Annotated in this window: 9 protein-coding genes; 3 read left to right on the top strand and 6 right to left on the bottom strand. The window is 42.0% G+C overall.

The window, feature by feature from the left end:
* Window positions 1–309 precede the first annotated feature (309 nt).
* Together E7Y33_RS09165 and E7Y33_RS09160 are read left to right on the top strand one after the other, a co-directional pair.
* Window positions 310–4,383, top strand: a complete 4,074-nt coding sequence (locus tag E7Y33_RS09165) for a Spy0128 family protein (protein WP_139690298.1) — start codon at window positions 310–312, stop codon at window positions 4,381–4,383.
* Window positions 4,384–4,835: 452 nt separating this feature from the next.
* The gene (locus tag E7Y33_RS09160) at window positions 4,836–6,941 is read left to right on the top strand and encodes an ATP-dependent Clp protease ATP-binding subunit (RefSeq protein WP_139690297.1); all 2,106 of its coding nucleotides are present in this window, start codon (window positions 4,836–4,838) and stop codon (window positions 6,939–6,941) included.
* A gap of 160 nt (window positions 6,942–7,101) precedes the next feature.
* Here E7Y33_RS09160 and E7Y33_RS09150 read toward each other — a convergent pair whose 3' ends face one another.
* Both E7Y33_RS09150 and E7Y33_RS09145 read right to left on the bottom strand, forming a co-directional pair.
* Window positions 7,102–7,584, bottom strand: coding sequence for an S-ribosylhomocysteine lyase (locus E7Y33_RS09150; RefSeq protein WP_000032557.1), 483 nt, complete (start codon window positions 7,582–7,584; stop codon window positions 7,102–7,104).
* 94 nt (window positions 7,585–7,678) lie between these two features.
* Complete coding sequence (locus tag E7Y33_RS09145) at window positions 7,679–9,163, bottom strand: DUF1846 domain-containing protein (RefSeq protein ID WP_139690296.1); 1,485 nt, start codon at window positions 9,161–9,163, stop codon at window positions 7,679–7,681.
* Between the two features lie 152 nt (window positions 9,164–9,315).
* On the opposite strand from E7Y33_RS09145, the gene E7Y33_RS09140 reads away from it, so the two are divergent.
* Window positions 9,316–10,926 carry a glycoside hydrolase family 13 protein gene (locus tag E7Y33_RS09140; RefSeq protein WP_139690295.1) on the top strand — a complete coding sequence of 537 codons (1,611 nt, stop codon included), beginning with the start codon at window positions 9,316–9,318 and terminating at the stop codon, window positions 10,924–10,926.
* A gap of 164 nt (window positions 10,927–11,090) precedes the next feature.
* On the opposite strand, the gene E7Y33_RS09135 is transcribed toward E7Y33_RS09140, so the two are convergent.
* The 4 genes from E7Y33_RS09135 to E7Y33_RS09605 all read right to left on the bottom strand — a co-directional run bounded on the left by E7Y33_RS09135 (window position 11,091) and on the right by E7Y33_RS09605 (window position 18,836).
* Window positions 11,091–17,087: an alpha-L-fucosidase gene (locus tag E7Y33_RS09135; protein ID WP_139690294.1), complete on the bottom strand. Its 5,997-nt coding sequence runs from the start codon at window positions 17,085–17,087 to the stop codon at window positions 11,091–11,093.
* Between the two features lie 343 nt (window positions 17,088–17,430).
* Complete coding sequence (locus tag E7Y33_RS09130) at window positions 17,431–17,907, bottom strand: glutathione peroxidase (RefSeq protein WP_139690293.1); 477 nt, start codon at window positions 17,905–17,907, stop codon at window positions 17,431–17,433.
* Window positions 17,904–18,482 carry a DUF3278 domain-containing protein gene (locus E7Y33_RS09125; RefSeq protein ID WP_070657079.1) on the bottom strand — a complete coding sequence of 193 codons (579 nt, stop codon included), beginning with the start codon at window positions 18,480–18,482 and terminating at the stop codon, window positions 17,904–17,906. Before E7Y33_RS09125 ends, E7Y33_RS09130 begins: the two co-directional genes overlap by 4 nt.
* A gap of 12 nt (window positions 18,483–18,494) precedes the next feature.
* The gene (locus E7Y33_RS09605) at window positions 18,495–18,836 is read right to left on the bottom strand and encodes a hypothetical protein (protein WP_070657081.1); all 342 of its coding nucleotides are present in this window, start codon (window positions 18,834–18,836) and stop codon (window positions 18,495–18,497) included.
* Window positions 18,837–18,844 lie beyond the last annotated feature (8 nt).

Below are 18,844 nucleotides of genomic sequence, written 5' to 3'. Positions count from 1 at the left end.
AGAATAGAAAGAAAGCTAGTCTATAGGGCTGGCTTTTTTCTATATCTAAAAGGTAAATTTTCGATATATCATATGAAAAATACTGAGAGATTTTGTTAATTCTGGTGACAATGTGTTGAAATTTAAAAGAAAAATATAATAAAATCTTATAAAAACTTATTTTCTAGTTATTAAACTTGAATAGATTGTATTGAGATGTTATAATACAATAGATAAATTCTAGTTAGTGATAGAGGTTGTCAAAATGGTATGATGCAATCTCTTAGGGAGATTAGAAATAAAAATTTCATATAGAAAAGAGGAGAAGAAATGTCGAAAAGCAAAGCGTTAAACATGCTTTCTAAATTTTCTGCGTTAGCTTTTGCTATTTTAGGCCTAGCATCTGTTTTGATAGGCATTGTTAAAGCAGATAATCCTGTTTCAAAAGAATTGACACAAGTAATTACAGGCATTGATCTGTTAGATGCTTCAGATACTAAGCAAAATGTGAGTTCAGAAGGAGATTTCTCGCTTCGTACGAATTTAGCATATAAGCTTCGCGTGACTTTTGATCTCAAACAGTATAATGAACACCTGAATAATGGAGATTATTTTACCTTTGATATACCTGCTCCTATGGCAGTTTATGAGGGGAGTCAGGATTTAATTGATCCGACAACAAAAGTTACTATTGGAGAAGCTGAAGTGACTTCAAATGGTACTGATCAAGGTGGGAAAGCAAAAATCACCTTGAAAAACTTGGATAAATATCTTGAGAAAACTGGTGGAGATAAGGTAAAAGATGTGTCAGGGAATTTTTCTGTTTCTTTTAGATTCTTAAAAGATCAGAATAAAACCCGCATTAACTTTAATTCATCCTCATTGAAGCAAGAAGTGACTCACATTTATTCCTCAAAAACAATCGATGGTCCCAAAGTTGGTACTGAAAATTACGCTAAAATTGGAGGTCGTGCTGCCCTTGAAAGTTGGAACTCTCCAAAATTGGCTGAGATTGGTTCGGTTAGCAAGGGAGATGCATGGTCTACCTGGCGTGTACGTGTAAATACAGAGAAACAAGACTTAGGGCAAAATATTGTATTACATGATACTATACCAAATGATGATACTAGTTATACTCCCGCACAGTATATTCCTGAGACTCTAAAAGTGTATAAGGCAAATATCACTGTTGGGACTTCTGCTGTTCCAGATGATGCAGTTTTGCTAACTGAGGGACAAGACTATACCGTTTCGTGGAACGAAAACTATACTTCATTTGATATCATTTTTAAAGATGGAACGACCTCTTATATAGTATCTTATAACACAACAACTCCTAATGATGGAAGTAAAGTAGGAAATAGGGTTGCTCTGTCATTGGCTGACGGGACTAAATTAGCACAGAATACAAGTCGTCCGGGAGCCCTTGATATGACAGCTGAGGCGACATCTTTGATTTCTGGTACGATTGTAGCATCTACTGCTTACCAAATTAAGATTCATAAGACTGATGCCTTCACTCTTGCTCCAGTTTCGGGTGCAGTATATACTGTGACAGCAGCAGATGATGCAAGTGAAACAACAGAAGTGACTACGAATGAAAAAGGAGTAGCGCTTACGAAAACTTATGATCAGAAATGGGAAGGTAAAACGTTTAAGATCAAAGAGAAGACTGCTCCAGCAGGTTATAAACTAGATGAAAAAGAGTATACAGTCAAACTCGGTGCTGCGGGTTCTACTATTCATCTTAAAGACGAACCTGTTCCAGCTGTATTCAATGTGACGGCTAAGAAGGTAGTAGAAGGACGTACAGACAAACTTCCAAAAGCGGATGAGTTTACCTTTAACCTGTTTACTGCAGAGAACTTGAAGGACCCTGTAGCCACAGCAAAATCAAAAGCTGATGGAACGATTACCTTTGAGAATCTCCAAGTAAAAGACGCGGGAACTTATCACTACATCATCAAAGAAGACACTTCAACAGCAGTTGCTGGCGTTACATTTGATACAGAAGCCAAGGAAGTTACTGTAGCAGCAACTTTCCAAAGTGGAGTTTTAACAGCAACTGTCACATCTGCAGAACCAACTTTCACTAACACCTATAAAGCAACTCCCGCTAAAGAAACTATCACAGCTACTAAAGTCTTGAACGGTAAAGAACTTGAAGCTGATAAATACGAATTCGAGCTTAAAGAAGGTGACAAAGTCGTTGCGACAGCTAAAAACGCTGCAGACGGTACTGTTACTTTCAAAGAAATCGAATACAATGAAGCAGGCGACCACACTTACACTATCACTGAAAAAGCAGGTAGTGAAAAAGGTGTGACATACGATACTGCTAAACACGAAGTTGAGGTAAAAGTTACAGATAACGGCCAAGGTCAACTTGTTGCAACTGTTACAGGTAACAACCCAACCTTCACCAACACCTATAAAGCAGCTAAAACAAGTGCAACGATCACAGCTACTAAAGTCTTGGATGGTAAAGCCCTTGAAGCTGATAAATACGAATTCGAGCTTAAAGAAGGTGACAAAGTCGTTGCGACAGCTAAAAACGCTGCAGACGGTACTGTTACTTTCAAAGAAATCGAATACAATGAAGCAGGCGACCACACTTACACTATCTCAGAAAAAGCAGGTAGCGAAGCAGGTGTGACATACGACACTGCTACACATGAAGTGACAGTAAAAGTTACAGATGACGGGCAAGGAAAACTTGTTGCAACTGTTACAGGTAACAACCCAACCTTCACCAACACTTATAAAGCAGCTCCAGCAAAAATTGCTATTGAAGCTAAAAAAGTTTTGAACGGTAAAGAGCTAGAGATAGATGAGTTTGAGTTTGAACTGAAAGAGGGTGATAAGGTTGTTGCGACAACAAAGAATGCTGCTGGTGGATTGATTCGTTTTTCTGAAATTAGCTATTCAAAAGTAGGAGTATATAACTATACTATTACAGAAAAGGTTGGCAATAAACTTGGTGTAACTTATGATAAAACAGAACATCCAGCAACTGTAGAAGTGAAAGATAATGGCTCAGGTCAACTTGTCGCGACAGTTACAAGTGAAACACCAGTTTTCGTTAATGACTATAAAGCGGAACCTGCGCAGGCTACAATCAAAGCTAAGAAAGTCTTGAAAGGAAAAGCGCTTGAAGCTGATGCTTATACTTTCGAACTGAAAGAAGGTTCAGACCTTATAGCTACGGCTAAGAATACTGCCTCAGGAGAAGTTGCCTTCAACGTCACTTTCTCAGCAGCAGGCGATTACGCTTACACTATTACTGAAAAAGCTGGTGACGATAAAACAATCACTTATGATCAAACTGCGTATGAAGTGTTCGTCACTGTTGCGGATGATGGTAAAGGACAATTGGTTGCGACTGTAGAAGATGCGGATGCAGAACGTGTCTTCACCAACACTTATAAAGCACCAGCTCCAACAGCTACATCAGCAACACTTGAGTTTACGAAAGAATTGACTGGTCGTGCTTTGGTTGATGGTGAGTTCCAATTTGAATTGTACAAAGATGGACAAAAAATTGATACAAAAACAAACCAAGGTGGAAAAGTAACATTTAATGCAATCAACTATGATGCAGAAGGTGTTCATACTTATACTGTAAAAGAAGTGAATGCTGGAGCAACTGGTATTACTTACGACACAGAAAAGACTGCAGTGGTAAAAGTAACCAAAGATGCAGCAACAAATGCCTTGAAGGCAACTGTTGAATACCCAGCAGGTAGTGCCTTCACAAATAGCTTTAAAGCACCAGCAGTAGAAGCTACGATTGAAGCAACTAAGAAACTTGAAGGTAAAGAACTTGCGGCTGATGCCTATACTTTCGAATTGAAAGAAAATGGTGCAGTTGTAGCAGAAGCTAAGAATACTGCCGAAGGTAAAGTGGCCTTTGTTCGTTCATTCAAAGAAGCAGGTACTCATACTTATACCTTGGTTGAAAAAGTTGGTACTGAAGAGGGTATTGAATACGATAAGACCGAGCATACCGTAACAGTCACTGTAGTTGCGGATGGTCAAGGTCTCTTGACTGCAAAGGTTTCGTATGCCGATGGTAAAGAAGTTGTATTTACAAATAAATACACTGTTCCAACACCAACGCCAGAACCAAATCCAAATCCAGCTCCAAATAATCCAGGAACAACGCCAGATCCAGCACCAACACCAGATCCAACGCCAAATAATCCAGGAACAAATCCAACTCCAGGAACAGAACCAACTGATCCAGGAAAAAAAGAGGATCCAAAACCAGCACCTCCAGCTACTGAGACTAAAGGTAAAGCTGAACTTCCAAATACAGGTGAAGCAACCTCTATCCTTTCTGCGCTTGGATTTGTAGTCTTGGCATTGAGTGGATTGGTATTCTTCGTAAAACGTAAAGCTTAGGCTTTCGTAGGAGAAACATGAAACTTGGTAAGTGAGAATATTCCTTCTCTCTTAAACTTGATAGAGAAAGTCTCTAGAAAATTCGTTTTCTAGGGACTTTTTTGTACTTCAAAAAAATTTTTTAAAAAATAGTCAAATTTGGTCAAAAAGTTATTGACTTTTACTGACCAATGTGATATAGTAGAAACATAAGGAAAATGAATTCCTTAGAAAACTTCATTTTCAATGACTCTATTTCTTGAAAATGTATAATAGATACCCTAGAAAGGGGTGAGGCCTATGTTAAATCTAACAGACTTTGAAAAGAAGATGATAAAAGGCTTACTTAAAAAAGAAAAACCAGAAATTATACGTAGAGTAGCTAGATAGCTAGTCTAAATTTTTTAAAACAAAGGTCAAAGATAGTCAATATCAGAGGTCGCAAATAATCAATATTAAACGAGGTAAAAAATATGAACAACAACTTTAATAACTTTAACAACATGGATGATTTATTTAACCAATTGATGGGTGGTATGCGAGGATACAGTTCTGAAAACCGTCGCTACTTGATTAATGGACGCGAAGTGACACCTGAGGAATTTGCTCATTATCGTGCAACTGGTCAATTGCCAGGAAATGCAGAATCTGATGTGCAAATGCAACAACACGCTTCAGGTATGAAACAAGACGGTGTCCTTGCTAAGCTAGGTCGTAACTTGACGGCGGAAGCTCGTGAGGGCAAGTTGGATCCTGTAATCGGACGAAACAAGGAAATTCAAGAAACATCTGAAATCCTCTCACGTCGTACGAAAAATAATCCTGTTCTGGTCGGAGACGCGGGTGTTGGTAAGACAGCCGTTGTCGAAGGTCTAGCACAAGCGATTGTGAATGGAGATGTTCCGGCTGCTATTAAGAATAAGGAAATCATTTCCATTGATATCTCAGGTCTCGAGGCTGGTACTCAATACCGTGGTAGTTTTGAAGAAAATATTCAAAATCTTGTTAGCGAAGTAAAAGAAGCCGGAAATATTATCCTCTTCTTTGATGAAATTCACCAAATTCTTGGTGCTGGTAGCACTGGTGGTGATAGTGGCTCTAAGGGGCTTGCGGACATTCTCAAGCCAGCTCTCTCCCGTGGTGAATTGACAGTCATTGGGGCAACAACTCAGGATGAATACCGTAATACCATCTTGAAAAATGCAGCTCTTGCTCGTCGTTTCAACGAAGTCAAGGTCAATGCTCCTTCAGCAGAGGATACTTTTAAAATCCTTCAAGGAATTCGTGACCTCTATCAACAACACCACAATGTTATCTTGCCAGATGAAGTCTTGAAAGCAGCAGTGGATTATTCCATCCAATATATTCCTCAACGCAGCTTGCCAGATAAGGCTATCGATCTTGTCGATGTAACGGCAGCTCACTTGGCAGCTCAACATCCTGTAACAGATGTGCATGCTGTTGAACGGGAGATTGAGGCAGAAAAAGACAAGCAAGAAAAAGCAGTTGAGGCAGAAGACTTTGAAGCAGCTCTCAATGCTAAAACACGTATTGCAGAATTGGAGAAAAAAGTCGAAAACCACACAGAAGACATGAAAGTGACTGCAAGCATCAACGATGTGGCTGAGTCTGTGGAACGAATGACTGGTATTCCAGTTTCACAAATGGGAGCGTCAGACATTGAACGTTTGAAAGATATGGCTCATCGCTTGGAACACAAGGTTATCGGCCAAGACAAGGCGGTTGAAGCTGTAGCTCGTGCTATCCGTCGTAACCGTGCTGGTTTTGATGAAGGCAATCGCCCAATTGGTAGCTTCCTCTTTGTAGGTCCAACTGGGGTTGGTAAGACTGAGCTTGCCAAGCAATTAGCACTGGATATGTTTGGAACTAAGGATGCTATCATTCGTTTGGATATGTCTGAATACAGTGACCGCACAGCTGTATCTAAGCTGATCGGTACAACAGCCGGTTATGTGGGTTATGATGACAATAGCAATACTTTGACAGAACGTGTGCGTCGCAATCCTTACTCTATCATTCTCTTGGATGAGATTGAAAAGGCTGATCCTCAAGTCATTACCCTTCTCCTCCAAGTCTTGGATGATGGTCGCTTGACAGATGGCCAAGGAAATACCGTTAACTTTAAAAACACTGTCATTATTGCAACATCAAATGCTGGCTTTGGTTATGAAGCCAACTTGACAGAAGATGCGGATAAGCCAGAATTGATGGATCGCTTGAAACCATTCTTCCGTCCAGAGTTCCTTAACCGCTTTAACGCTGTTATCGAGTTCTCACACTTAAATAAGGAAGATCTTTCTAAGATTGTGGACTTGATGTTGGCTGAAGTCAACCAAACCTTGGCTAAGAAAGACATTGATTTGGAAGTCAGCCAAGCAGCTAAAGACTTTATCACAGAAGAAGGTTATGACGAAGTCATGGGTGTTCGTCCGCTCCGACGCGTGGTTGAACAACAAATTCGTGATAAGGTGACAGACTTCCACTTGGATCATCTAGATGCCAAACATTTGGAAGCAGATATGGAAGATGGGAGTTTGGTCATTCGTGAGAAAGCCTAATACTCTTCGAAAATCAAATTCAAACCACGTCAACGTCGCCTTGCTGTACTCAAGTACAGCCTGCGGCTAGTTTCCTAGTTTGCTCTTTGATTTTCATTGAGTATAAGACAAAATTTTGAGAATAAAAAAGAACCAGTTATTGTAACTGGTTCTTTTGTGTTTAGATGACATGACGTTCAAAGGCATCATCTGAAATCCCTTGTTCCAGGATGAGTTTAGCCCATTCTTTAGCAGAAAAGAGGCTATGGTCCTTGTAGTTTCCGCAAGATTCGATGGTTGTTCCAGGGACATCTTCCCAAGTAGTGGTCTCAGCAATTTCCTTGAGTGAGTCCTTGATGACAGCTGCAATCTCAGCGCTAGTATGACGCCCCCACATAATCATGTGGAAACCAGTACGACAACCGAAGGGTGAGCAGTCAATCATGCCGTCAATGCGGGTACGGATGAGTTTGGCTAAGAGGTGCTCGATAGTGTGAAGACCAGCAGTAGGGATAGAATCCTCATTTGGCTGCACCAAGCGAATATCAAAGTTGGAGATGACATCTCCCTTTGGTCCTGTTTCTTCCCCAATCAAGCGAACATAGGGTGCTTTAACAATGGTGTGGTCAAGTTCAAAACTTTCAACAATAACTTCTTTTGACATGGTAAATCCTTTCAGTTTTCTTCTTTCATTATATCATAAAGGGTGCTCTTGAGATAGAGAGAAAACCTCTCCGATGAAGGAGAGGTTTGAGTTTTTATTTGCGATACAAGCGATCGTATTGGTAGAATGGGTCAAAGGTCACGTTGATGCCTAGCTTGCGAAGGACATTCTTGTCTTCATCGGTCAAAATGATGGTTGAGTGGGCTTCGCTTCCTTTGAGATTACCAAGTTCCTCCATGGCACGCGCAGCGTCAGGATTTTCCATAGCGGTGATAGCGAGAGCAATCAAAATTTCATTTGAGTGGAGGCGAGGATTGCGACTACCGAGATGGTTGATTTTAAGACCTTGAATCGGCTTAACTACTTCGGGTTCGATTAGTTTCACTTCCTTAGCAATATCAGCAGATTTCTTGATGGCGTTAATCAAGGCAGCCGCTGTAGGGCCAAAGAGTTCTGAGTTCTTACCTGTGACGATTTCCCCATTTGTCAATTCAAGGGCTAGGGCTGGTCCGCCAGTTTCTTCTGCTTTTTGACGAGCAACGACAGCAACCTTACGGTCTGCAGGTGTGATGCCGAGGTCGTTCATGAGCAACTCGATTTTCTTGACAGCAGATTCCCCAACTTTTTCGGCTTTGAAATCAAGAACGGTTTGATAGTAACGACGGATGATTTCTTGTTTAGAAGCTTCGATAGCAGCCTCATTATTTGTAATAGCGAAGCCAACCATGTTGACCCCCATATCAGTCGGAGAAGCGTATGGAGATTCACCGAGGATGCGTTCCAACATACGTTTGAGCACTGGGAAAATTTCGATATCACGGTTGTAGTTGACAGTGGTTTCTCCATAGGTTTGGAGATGGAAAGGATCTATCATGTTGACATCGTCAAGGTCTGCTGTGGCAGCTTCATAAGCTAAATTGACTGGGTGATGAAGGGGCAGGTTCCAAACTGGAAATGTTTCAAACTTAGCGTAACCAGACTTGATGTCATTAAGTTGGTCGTGGTACATATTGGACATACAAGTTGCCAATTTTCCAGAACCAGGTCCAGGAGCGGTTACGACGATCAAGTTGCGACTGGTTTTGATGTAGTCGTTTTTCCCCATTCCTTCGGGCGAAATGATGTGGTCCATATCCGTCGGGTATCCTTTGATTGGATAATGAAGATAGGAATCAATCCCGTTTTTATCTAACTGGTTTCGGAAGGCATCTGCAGCGGGTTGGCCAGCGTATTGTGTGATGACAACCGAACCAACAAAAATTCCCAGCTCATTGAATTTATCAATCAAACGAAGAACTTCTTGGTCATAAGAAATGCCTAGGTCGCCACGTGCTTTGGAATGTTCGATGTTGCTTGCGTTAATGGCGATCACAACTTCAACTTGCTCTTTCAATTCTTGCAAGAGCTTGATTTTATTGTCAGGCTCATAACCAGGAAGGACTCGAGCAGCGTGGAAATCTTCTAACATTTTGCCACCAAACTCCAAGTAGAGCTTGCCGTCAAATTGGTTAATGCGCTCCAAAATGTGGTCGCGCTGTAGATTCAAATATTGTTCAGAACTAAAAGCTTGTTTTTTCATTTTTTTACCTCTGACCTCTATTATATAAAAAAAATGGGAGTTAGGAAACTACGGAGCTAAAAAAGAAATCAAAAAGATTAGGCAAACGCTTGCACAAAGTTTTAAAAAGCGCTATCATATACTGTAGATTATTAAAATATTGAGGTAAAGAGATGCAAGAAAAATGGTGGCATAATGCCGTAGTCTATCAAGTCTATCCCAAGAGTTTTATGGACAGCAACGGAGATGGCATTGGAGATTTGCCAGGAATTACTAGTAAGTTGGACTATCTAGCTAAGTTAGGGATTACAGCGATTTGGCTTTCTCCCGTTTATGACAGCCCTATGGACGATAATGGCTATGATATTGCTGATTACCAAGCGATTGCAGCTATTTTCGGGAACATGGAGGATATGGACCAACTGATCGCTGAAGCTAAGAAGCGTGGTATCCGTATCATCATGGACTTGGTGGTCAATCATACCTCGGATGAGCATGCTTGGTTTGTAGAGGCCTGTGAAAATCCTGACAGCCCTGAGCGAGACTACTATATCTGGCGGGATGAGCCTAACGATCTAGATTCTATCTTTAGTGGGTCCGCTTGGGAATACGATGAAAAGTCAGGTCAATACTATCTTCACTTTTTCAGTAAGAAACAGCCCGATCTCAACTGGGAAAATGAAAAACTCCGCCAGAAAATTTATGAGATGATGAACTTCTGGATTGATAAAGGGATTGGCGGTTTCCGTATGGATGTCATTGATATGATTGGGAAAATTCCTGACGAGAAAGTAGTCAATAATGGTCCCATGCTCCATCCCTATCTCAAGGAAATGAATCAGGCGACCTTTGGAGATAAGAATCTCTTGACAGTAGGAGAGACCTGGGGAGCAACGCCAGAGATTGCTAAGTTCTACTCTGATCCAAAGGGACAAGAATTGTCTATGGTCTTCCAGTTTGAACACATCTGTCTTCAATATCAGGAAGGGCAACCTAAGTGGCATTACCAAAAAGAGTTAAATGTAGGGAAGTTAAAAGAGATTTTCAACAAATGGCAGACAGAGTTAGGAGTTGAAGACGGCTGGAATTCCCTCTTCTGGAACAACCATGATCTTCCTCGTATCGTCTCTATCTGGGGGAATGACCAAGAATACCGTGAAAAATCTGCCAAAGCCTTTGCGATTTTGCTTCATTTGATGAGAGGGACACCTTATATTTACCAAGGTGAGGAGATTGGGATGACCAACTATCCGTTTGAAACACTGGATCAAGTAGAAGATATTGAATCCCTCAACTATGCACATGAAGCTCTTGAGAAAGGTGTTCCGATAGAAGAAATCATGGACAGTATCCGTGTTATTGGTCGCGACAATGCCCGTACTCCGATGCAATGGGATGAGAGCGAAAACGCTGGTTTCTCAACAGGTCAACCTTGGTTGGCAGTTAATCCAAACTACGAAAAAATCAACGTTCAAGAAGCTCTGGCAAATCCAGATTCTATTTTCTATACTTATCAAAAACTCGTTCAAATCCGTAAGGAGAATAGTTGGCTGATTCGAGCTGACTTTGAATTGCTTGATGCAGCTGATAAGGTCTTTGCCTATATCCGTAAAGATGGCGACCGACGTTTCTTAGTTGTGGCTAACTTGTCCAATGAAAAACAAGATTTTTCGGTAGGAGGAAAAGTCAAATCTGTCTTGATTGAAAACACTACTGCTAAAGAAGCAGTTGAAAAACAGACCTTAGCTCCATGGGATGCTTTCTGTGTGGAACTAACGGATTAAAATAAGTGAACAGCACCGCAAAAGTTAGATTTTTCTGTCTGACTTTTGGGGTGCTGTTTAATTTATGGATGTTTTTTATTTTCTAGAGATAGAAAAAGAGAAGACCATTTGGTCTTCTCTACGGGGGAACTGAAATAATGGGAAAGAATCAATAAAAGATCTTTTTAGTCTTTAAAATTCTTTTGGAAGATAAGGAGAGACAAGATAGAAGTAATAGCTGCCAAGAAGAGGAAGGCATTCGCTTCTTGTTCCCCAGTTGCAGGGAGTAGTCTTTCCTTGTCTTCTTTGACTGTAGCTGTAGCAGGAGCTTTTTCATCTTTTGATGATGAATTATCTGTTACGACTGGAGCAGGTTTTTCAGTCTCTCTTGGGAAAGCATACTCAGGAAGGGTCACAACCGGTGGCGCTTCTGTTCCAACTGAGCTTTGTTTGCTACCTACCTCAATCACTCGATCTTGAGCTGGAGTTGCTTCTGTTTGGAGAACCTTGCGATTGTCACCGTCCACTTCAACATACTCGACTAAGAGACCGTCTTTCCCTTCTGATAGAACTTGCTCTTTTCCTTTGTCTAATTGTGGGTTTTCGCGACGAATAGTCTTGAACGGTACGACCTTATTGACGATTTCCAAGCTTGGAAGTGTAAAGACAAGGTCTTTAACCCCTTCCTCAGGACTTGAAGAAGTAATTGGTTTCTCAGGTTGCGCTGGAGTTTCCGGTTGAGTCGGAGTTTCCGGTTGAGTTGGTTTTTCGGGTTGAGCCGGTTTTTCGGGTTGAACTGGTTTCTCAGGTTGAACTGGTTTCTCAGGTTGAGTTGGCTTTTCAGGCTGAGCAGGTTTTTCCGGTTGCGCCGGTTGTTCAGGTTGAGCCGGTTGTTCAGGTTGCGCCGGTTTCTCAGGTTGAGCCGGTTGTTCAGGTTGAGCCGGTTTTTCCGGTTGCGCTGGAGTTTCCGGTTGCGCTGGAGTTTCCGGTTGCGCCGGTTGTTCAGGTTGTTCAGGTTGCGCCGGTTTTTCTGGTTGCGCCGGTTTTTCAGGCTGCTCTGGATTTTCCGGTTGAACTGGCTTTTCAGGCTGAGCCGGAGTTTCAGGCTGAGCAGGTTTTTCCGGTTGAACTGGTTTTTCAGGTTCAGCAGGTTTCTCAGGCTGAGCTGCTTCGAGCTTGCTGATTTGTTCGAGAGCAGTTTCTAGCGCTTGATTGACTGCTTCCTGAGTTTTAGCTTCTTGGATTGCAGCAATGGCTTGGTCAGCAATTGCTAACAATTGCTTCTTAGCTTCATTGTTGGATCCAAGTTCAGCGACTTTTTTCTCGATAGCTTTCGTCAAGCTGTCCATAGCCTTATCGTACTCAATTTCCGGTTGTTTTGGTTCGGCTGGTTGCTCAGGCTGATCAGGTTTCTCAGGTTCTTCTGGCTGTTCTGGTTGCTCTGGACTAGGCTCCTCTTGGCCTCTTTGATAGTTCTCGTCCTTGGATAGGATATCTTGTAGGGCACTGACTGTCAACATGACTTCTTGAACATCCACTGCATCAGCACTGAGTTGGTTTCTCAATTTTTCTAGATTTGCTTGGAAAGCTTGGCGTGCAGTAGCCGTATTTTTCAAACCTGCTGGATCAAAGTTTGACAGATCGTCTTTCCATTTAGAGATAGACTGGATGATATCTGCCTTGCTGTATAGTTCACTACCTTCGCCACGAGTGATGAATTGGTCTACCTGAATACCGATATTTCGAGACAAATCGTTTCGATCAGGATCGAGTTGAAGGGTGACTGCGTGCAAGTTCTCGTCAAGACCTTTTAGGCTAACCAGAGTTTGATTGCCTTGGCGTTGGGCTGCATGACCGCTAAAGTATTTCTTACCATCAATGGTTGAAGCATTTCCCATGTCATCTTGGTAAGGAACTTCTTTGCCGTCTAGAAAGACTTTGTAGATACCATGATTTGGATCGACATAGCCCTTGATATCAAGACCAGTACCGTAGAAGTAAGCTGTTACGGTTGTCTTTTTCTTTTGCTCATCAGTTAAGCGACCAAAGGAAGCCCAAGACTCTGTCTTTTGGTACTTATCTGCGGAATTGGTTTCATGGTGCCAGCCAGGACTGTAATCCAACTGACTAGCTTGGTCATCATAGCTTGTTTGATCCTTGATTAGCAATTCAGCTTTCATCACTTGGATGGTTGCATCGGTAGCAAAACCGAGCAAGGCACCATCAGAAACAGAAGTGAGCTTGGCTTTAAAGTCAAAGATAGAGTCGGCTTGTTCTGTAAAGTCAATCGTTGGGATGGTAACAGTCTTTTCTGTTTCTCCATCTTCAAAAGTCACATCTTGAGTTGTATCTTGGTAAACTTTACCGTGAACCCCAGTTCCAGGTTCTGTGATGAAGCGCACAGTAGCAGCCCCCTTGCTTCCACCAACACGTTTAATTTTAACAGTGACTGGTTTTCCTTTTTCGACTTCGTAGTTGGTAGACTCGAGTTCAAACATTCCCTTGCTATCATTGTTTAGGGTATAGATTCCTTCTGTAGCAATTGGTTCACCTGTTTTATTAACGAGGGTAATGGTGTGTTGACCAGGTGCTAAATCATCTGTTTCAAAGACTTTTTGGCTACGTTTACGGCTAGCATTCTTAGTTTGGACATCGGTAACCTTTTGACCATCAACGTAGACGGACATTTCTCCATGACCTGGATCGACCGTAGAGACGACATAGGCCTTGGTTCCTGTGAAGGTATAGCTTACTTTGGCATCTTTTTGATTGGTCCACATAGAAGTGCCACGAACACCTTCAGATTCATTGTACCAAGTTGTTCCAGCTGTATCTGCCGTTGTGTTTGAGTGGTATTCAAGTCCAAGAGGGTAGCCATCTGTCTTTTCAATGCTGCTTGGTGTCTTGTAGACTGAGAAGTTGGTCAAGATTGGAGTTGCTTGAGCACCGGTGATGGTCACACGGATTTTTTGTGCCTCTACAGGCTTGCCTTGAACCAAGCGACGGTAACCAACGGTCGAACCTTCACCGTATGTCACCCAACGTCCGTTGATTTCGACTTCAATCTTGAAACCAGAGATACGTTGGCCTTTGGCGATATCTTCCTTGAGTTCAACAACATCAAAACGCCTCTTTTGTCCTAAATCAACTGTAAAGCTACCGGTTGTGGCATCATTTGAGAGCGCCCAGCTAGTATCATCTTTACCGTCTGTCAGGTGACTTTCTTTGTAGAGGTGGTTCTGACGGGTAGAACTTGCTGTTACAGTTGCCCCTTTGGCAAAATCAGTCGCATACATTTGGTCTAGAGTTGCCTTGAACTCCTTCAAGCGAGCCACATCCGCATCTGCAAATTTTCCTTCTTTATTTGGTGGAATGTTGAGAAGGAGTGGGGTTCCACGACCAACAGACTTGAAGTAGATATCCATCAACTCTTTGAGTGATTTCGGCTGTTGATTGTCATGATAGAACCAGCCCGAACGGATCGAAACGTCAGCTTCCCCTACAGAGTACATATCACCATCTGGGTCACCATGGTTGAGGTATTCATTTTTCACATCGTCTGTGATGTTGGCACGTTTGACTTTATGCCAGACAGGGTCACCTGCGATACCTCGTTCATTTCCGATCCAGCGAACGCTTGTCGGCTGAGCAGAGAAGATGGCGATATCTCCTTCGGCTTCTTTGATGTATTTGAACCATTCATCAAAGGTATAGGTTACTTTTTGGGCACCGCTACCACGCGCACCGTCCATCCAAACTTCGATAAATTTGCCTTTATTTCCGTATTTCGGATTACCAAGGATTTCTTTCAGTTGGTTGAGATAGTATTGGTTGTATTCTTTTTCGGTTGCAACATGGTATTTTGGATGATTAGCATCCCATGGTGACAAGTAAACACCCATGTTCATGTCGTATTTGCTAGCAGACTTGGAAACTTCTTCGAGAAGGTCACCCTTTCCATCTTTCCATGGGCTGGCAGCTACGGTATGGTTGGTGTACTTAGAAGGATAAGCAACGAATCCGTCGTGGTGTTTAACAACCATAATAGTTCGTTTGAAGCCCGTTTCCTTCAGAGTGCGAATCCACTGGTCAGTATCCAAGTTGGTTGGATTGAAGTATCGGGGGTCTTCTTTCCCATTTCCCCATTCAGAATTGGTATAGGTGTTCATTCCGTAGTGGATGAAAGCTGCCAATTCTTCCTTGTGGTAATCGAGTTGAGCCTTGCTTGGAAGAGGTCCATGGTTGCCAATCTCAGTTTCCTTATCTTCTGGATGAGCCACTGGTGGAGTCGGTGTCGTTGGATTAGCCGTATCAGCGACTGGCTCGTATTCAAAGACGACTTCATTCACCCCTTTTTGTTGGATAGTTGCTTCCAGGCTAGCCTTGACTGGACGGTAGCCAGCAATGTCTTTTGCATGGAAGGTGTTGACAAAGGAAACGTCATACTCTTGACCGTCATTGTTATCGACTGTCGCTTCCGCTAGTTCAGTAGTGCTTCCTTTTTGACGGTAGTAAACTTTGAAGGAGCCTTTATTGACTTTATAGACCACCTTGATGACACGTGTACCGGCAGGTGCTTTGCTGACAACATTGTGCTCTTCAGTCCAAGTATCTTTTAGCTGTTTATTGACTGCTACGCCATCAATGGATACAATTTCGTATTTGTCTTTATTCTTCTGATAGAAGTCCGTTTTCTCGATTTCTTTTTTGAAATTATAGTCAAATGGCGAATCAACAGCTGTCTGTTCGATAAAGGTGTCATTATCTTTGACAGGATTTCCTTCTTCGTCTTCGTGTTGGATAACCACACGGCCGTACTCAACTCCCTTGGTCAAGGTAGCAATCCCATCTTGGTTGAAGGAATATTCGTTGCTTCCGATAACAGCTTTCTCATTCCGAAGCATACGTCCTTCATCGGTAAAGTAGTAACGATTTCCGTTATCACCTTGGTACCAGCCTTTCACACCATACTTGGCAATCATGTCCTTCACCCATTTCAGTTGTTCAGGTGAAAGGACGAGTCCACCACCAAAGCGATCCTTTTCAGCCACACCATTGTCAACGGTTCCGTGTTGGTGCACCCCCAGAACTTTTCCTTGACTATCGACAATCCCGCCACCAGACAAACCAGATACAGAAGTGGTTTTGTAGGTGATACCAGTCGTTCCCTTATCATCATAGGACTCAACAGATCGGATGGTCCCATCTGCCTTGTAAAGCTGACCAGCTAGGATAGGTTGTTTCAGTTCTTTTGAGCTCGAGTCAGTTGGGTAGCCAATCGTACTGATGGCTTCTCCCGGCTGATGCGTCTTGTGCTCCGCTAAAGGCGCAAAGGTTGCTGCTTTGTTTGGACTAGCAATCGGAAGAGGAATAGGAGCTTCTACAAGAGCAAGGTCGTTTTTATAGCCTTTTCCAAACTCTTTCTTGTTCCAGAAATGGATGTCCTTTTCTCTGAATAAAACCGTAGTTCCAGAAGATGGCAGTGAGTTTTTCTTTTCGCTGTTTGAACCAACGTTATAGTAGAACTGGGCAGATTTTCCACCACGAATGTGACCTTCGCCAGTTTCTTTATTGGCCTCTAGGAAGTTGTGAGCAACGGTAAGGATCAGGTTAGGGGCTACAAAGATACCTGAGCCTGAAACGAGGTAGCGTTGTTGTCCTGCATTGTAAGTGCTGTAAACCATAGTAGCAGCAGTTGCAGGTTGTCCCTCGTAGTTGATGTGTTTGAGGTCTTGTCCACCGTTAATGATGGCACGGTTTCCGTTCTCAGTTTCTTTTGGAGCTTCTTCCTTGTCCTTTAGAATGCTCTTAGTTTCTACCTTTGGACTAGCTTTCTGGTCAACGATAGTAGTCGTATCGAGTTCTTTGACAGGTGTGTCGGGATAGGCACGGTCCTGAATGTCTTCAGGGAGCAAGTCAGCACTGTTGGTATCGGCAACAGATGTTTCTTGTTTTTCAGCTTCTACACGACCTTCTTTTTTGACTGGTTCAGCCTTGGTCTCTTCTATATCTGCGACTTGTTTCATTTGCTGATCTAAATTGGATGTCGTGGCAGGAGACGTTTCGTCTGCACGCACGGTTCCAGAAGCAAAAAATGCCAGTCCCACGATAACAGATGCCACACCTACAGTCAACTTCCGAATGCTAAATGTTTGCCCTTTTTCAAAAAGGTATCGATTCATAATATACTCCTAGTTTTTAGAAAGGCAGTCAGCTACTGCCCAAGCCCAAGTCTGACTTGGTTACAACTTGATTTAATGAAAAAACTCTCTGATAATTTGTAAGCCACCTTACCTCCTGTTTTATAAAGCGCTTTCATTTTAAGATAAAAAAATTTAAAAGGTCATTTCTCCCTTAAAATGACTGAAAACTTTTAATATAACAAATATACTAAATTAATGAAAGAATTGCAATAGCAAAAAGCAAAAAAATAAATATAAATTAAAGAAAGTCAGTTACTTTTTAAAGAAAAAACGCATCCTTTCAAGGATCAAACTAAATGAAAGGATACGTTTTAAAAAGAAATTAAAGTATTTTTTGAAGAGACTCTTGGATGGTTTGGGGGTCTGTTTTGGAAGAGAAGCGCTCAAGGACTTGCCCATCTCGACCAATGAGAAACTTAGCAAAATTCCATTCGATTCGTTTTCCTAGCGGGCCAGACTTCTGGTCTTTTAGCCAAACATAAAGAGGATCTGCCTCCTTGCCGTTGACCTTGATCTTGGCAAAGCGAGGGAAAGTGGTCTGATAGTGTAGGCTGCAGAAACTATTGATTTCCTCTGAGCTGCCGGGTGCTTGTCCCATAAATTGATTGCAAGGGAAATCTAGAATTTCAAAACCCTGATCTTGATAGCGGTCATAGAGTTCTTGGAGTCCCTGGTACTGGGGCGTTAAACCACATCCAGTAGCAGTGTTGACAATCAAGAGAACCTTGCCATGATAGCTCTCCAGGGGAGTTGCTTGATTATTTTGGTTCAAAACAGAAAAATCATATATACTGGTCATTTTTCTATATTCTCCTTATGCATTCTTGATTCAGAGTGTTTCATCTCGTGTTCCGATAAAAAGGCGTAGGTCATGGTTCCGAAGATGGCACCAATTCCCAAACCTAAGACTAGTAAAGGGAGCGTTTTATCGAACTGGGAGAGATTGTCCCAAAAGGTATTGAGGGGAAGATGCTGAACAAAGAGTTTGTGAAAGGCTGATAAGACAAACAAGCCAATTGGAATACTGATGAATACACCCCAACTACGAACTTTGATTTGACTTTTGCTGTAGCTTTTGTGATGGATTTCGGACTGGTCATCCTTGTCCAAATGTAAGTCGCGAACTGCTAGTCTCGCCCTAGATGAGAGGACGAAGATAAGTCCAAAATAGAGGTAGGGCATGGCCTCTCGAACCAACTCTATGAAGCGTCCAAATAGGAGATAGAACAAGAAGAGTAGGAGGGAGGAGTAAACGATTTGGATCAAGGCACGGGCACAAGCCCTGTAGATTATCTCTTGACGACATTCATCAAAAGGCCCTTGTATGTGAAAGAATAGTTTGAGTAAGCGAGTGGTGAAATCTTCTTTTTTCATGGGAGTAATCTCCTAAATGAGTGATTTTTGATTGACTTCTTTAAAGAGTTGATAGAGAGTATAGAAGTAAACCAAACTAAAAATGATACAGATTATTAGAAATACCAGGTATCTCCAATCCATAGGATTTGTTAAAAGTTGTGGAAAGGATACGAGGATAAAACAGAGAGATGAGTTTAGAAGACGTATTTTTTTTGATTGGATTTTCTGGAATCTCTGTCCCTTGTTCAATACAGGAAGGAATAAAAGAAAGATAATCAAGAAAGGATGCTCAATATGTCCAGAAAGTAGGAAAAAGGTAACAAAGATACTGATAAAAACATGACTGATCAGTAGTCTAGCTAGTGATTTCATAAGGGACC

The sequence above is a fragment of the Streptococcus oralis genome (assembly GCF_006175905.1).
In the GTDB taxonomy this organism is placed as follows: Bacteria; Bacillota; Bacilli; order Lactobacillales; family Streptococcaceae; genus Streptococcus; species Streptococcus oralis_BG.
The sequence above is the reverse complement of the archived record's forward strand: the minus strand, read 5'-3'. Positions and strand labels throughout refer to the sequence as shown.

Coding starts and splice junctions, on each gene's coding strand:
- E7Y33_RS09165 (WP_139690298.1), top strand. CDS start 310: ATGTCGAAAAGCAAAGCGTTAAACATGCTTTCTAAATTTTCTGCGTTA.
- E7Y33_RS09160 (WP_139690297.1), top strand. CDS start 4,836: ATGAACAACAACTTTAATAACTTTAACAACATGGATGATTTATTTAAC.
- E7Y33_RS09150 (WP_000032557.1), bottom strand. CDS start 7,584: ATGTCAAAAGAAGTTATTGTTGAAAGTTTTGAACTTGACCACACCATT.
- E7Y33_RS09145 (WP_139690296.1), bottom strand. CDS start 9,163: ATGAAAAAACAAGCTTTTAGTTCTGAACAATATTTGAATCTACAGCGC.
- E7Y33_RS09140 (WP_139690295.1), top strand. CDS start 9,316: ATGCAAGAAAAATGGTGGCATAATGCCGTAGTCTATCAAGTCTATCCC.
- E7Y33_RS09135 (WP_139690294.1), bottom strand. CDS start 17,087: ATGAATCGATACCTTTTTGAAAAAGGGCAAACATTTAGCATTCGGAAG.
- E7Y33_RS09130 (WP_139690293.1), bottom strand. CDS start 17,907: ATGACCAGTATATATGATTTTTCTGTTTTGAACCAAAATAATCAAGCA.
- E7Y33_RS09125 (WP_070657079.1), bottom strand. CDS start 18,482: ATGAAAAAAGAAGATTTCACCACTCGCTTACTCAAACTATTCTTTCAC.
- E7Y33_RS09605 (WP_070657081.1), bottom strand. CDS start 18,836: ATGAAATCACTAGCTAGACTACTGATCAGTCATGTTTTTATCAGTATC.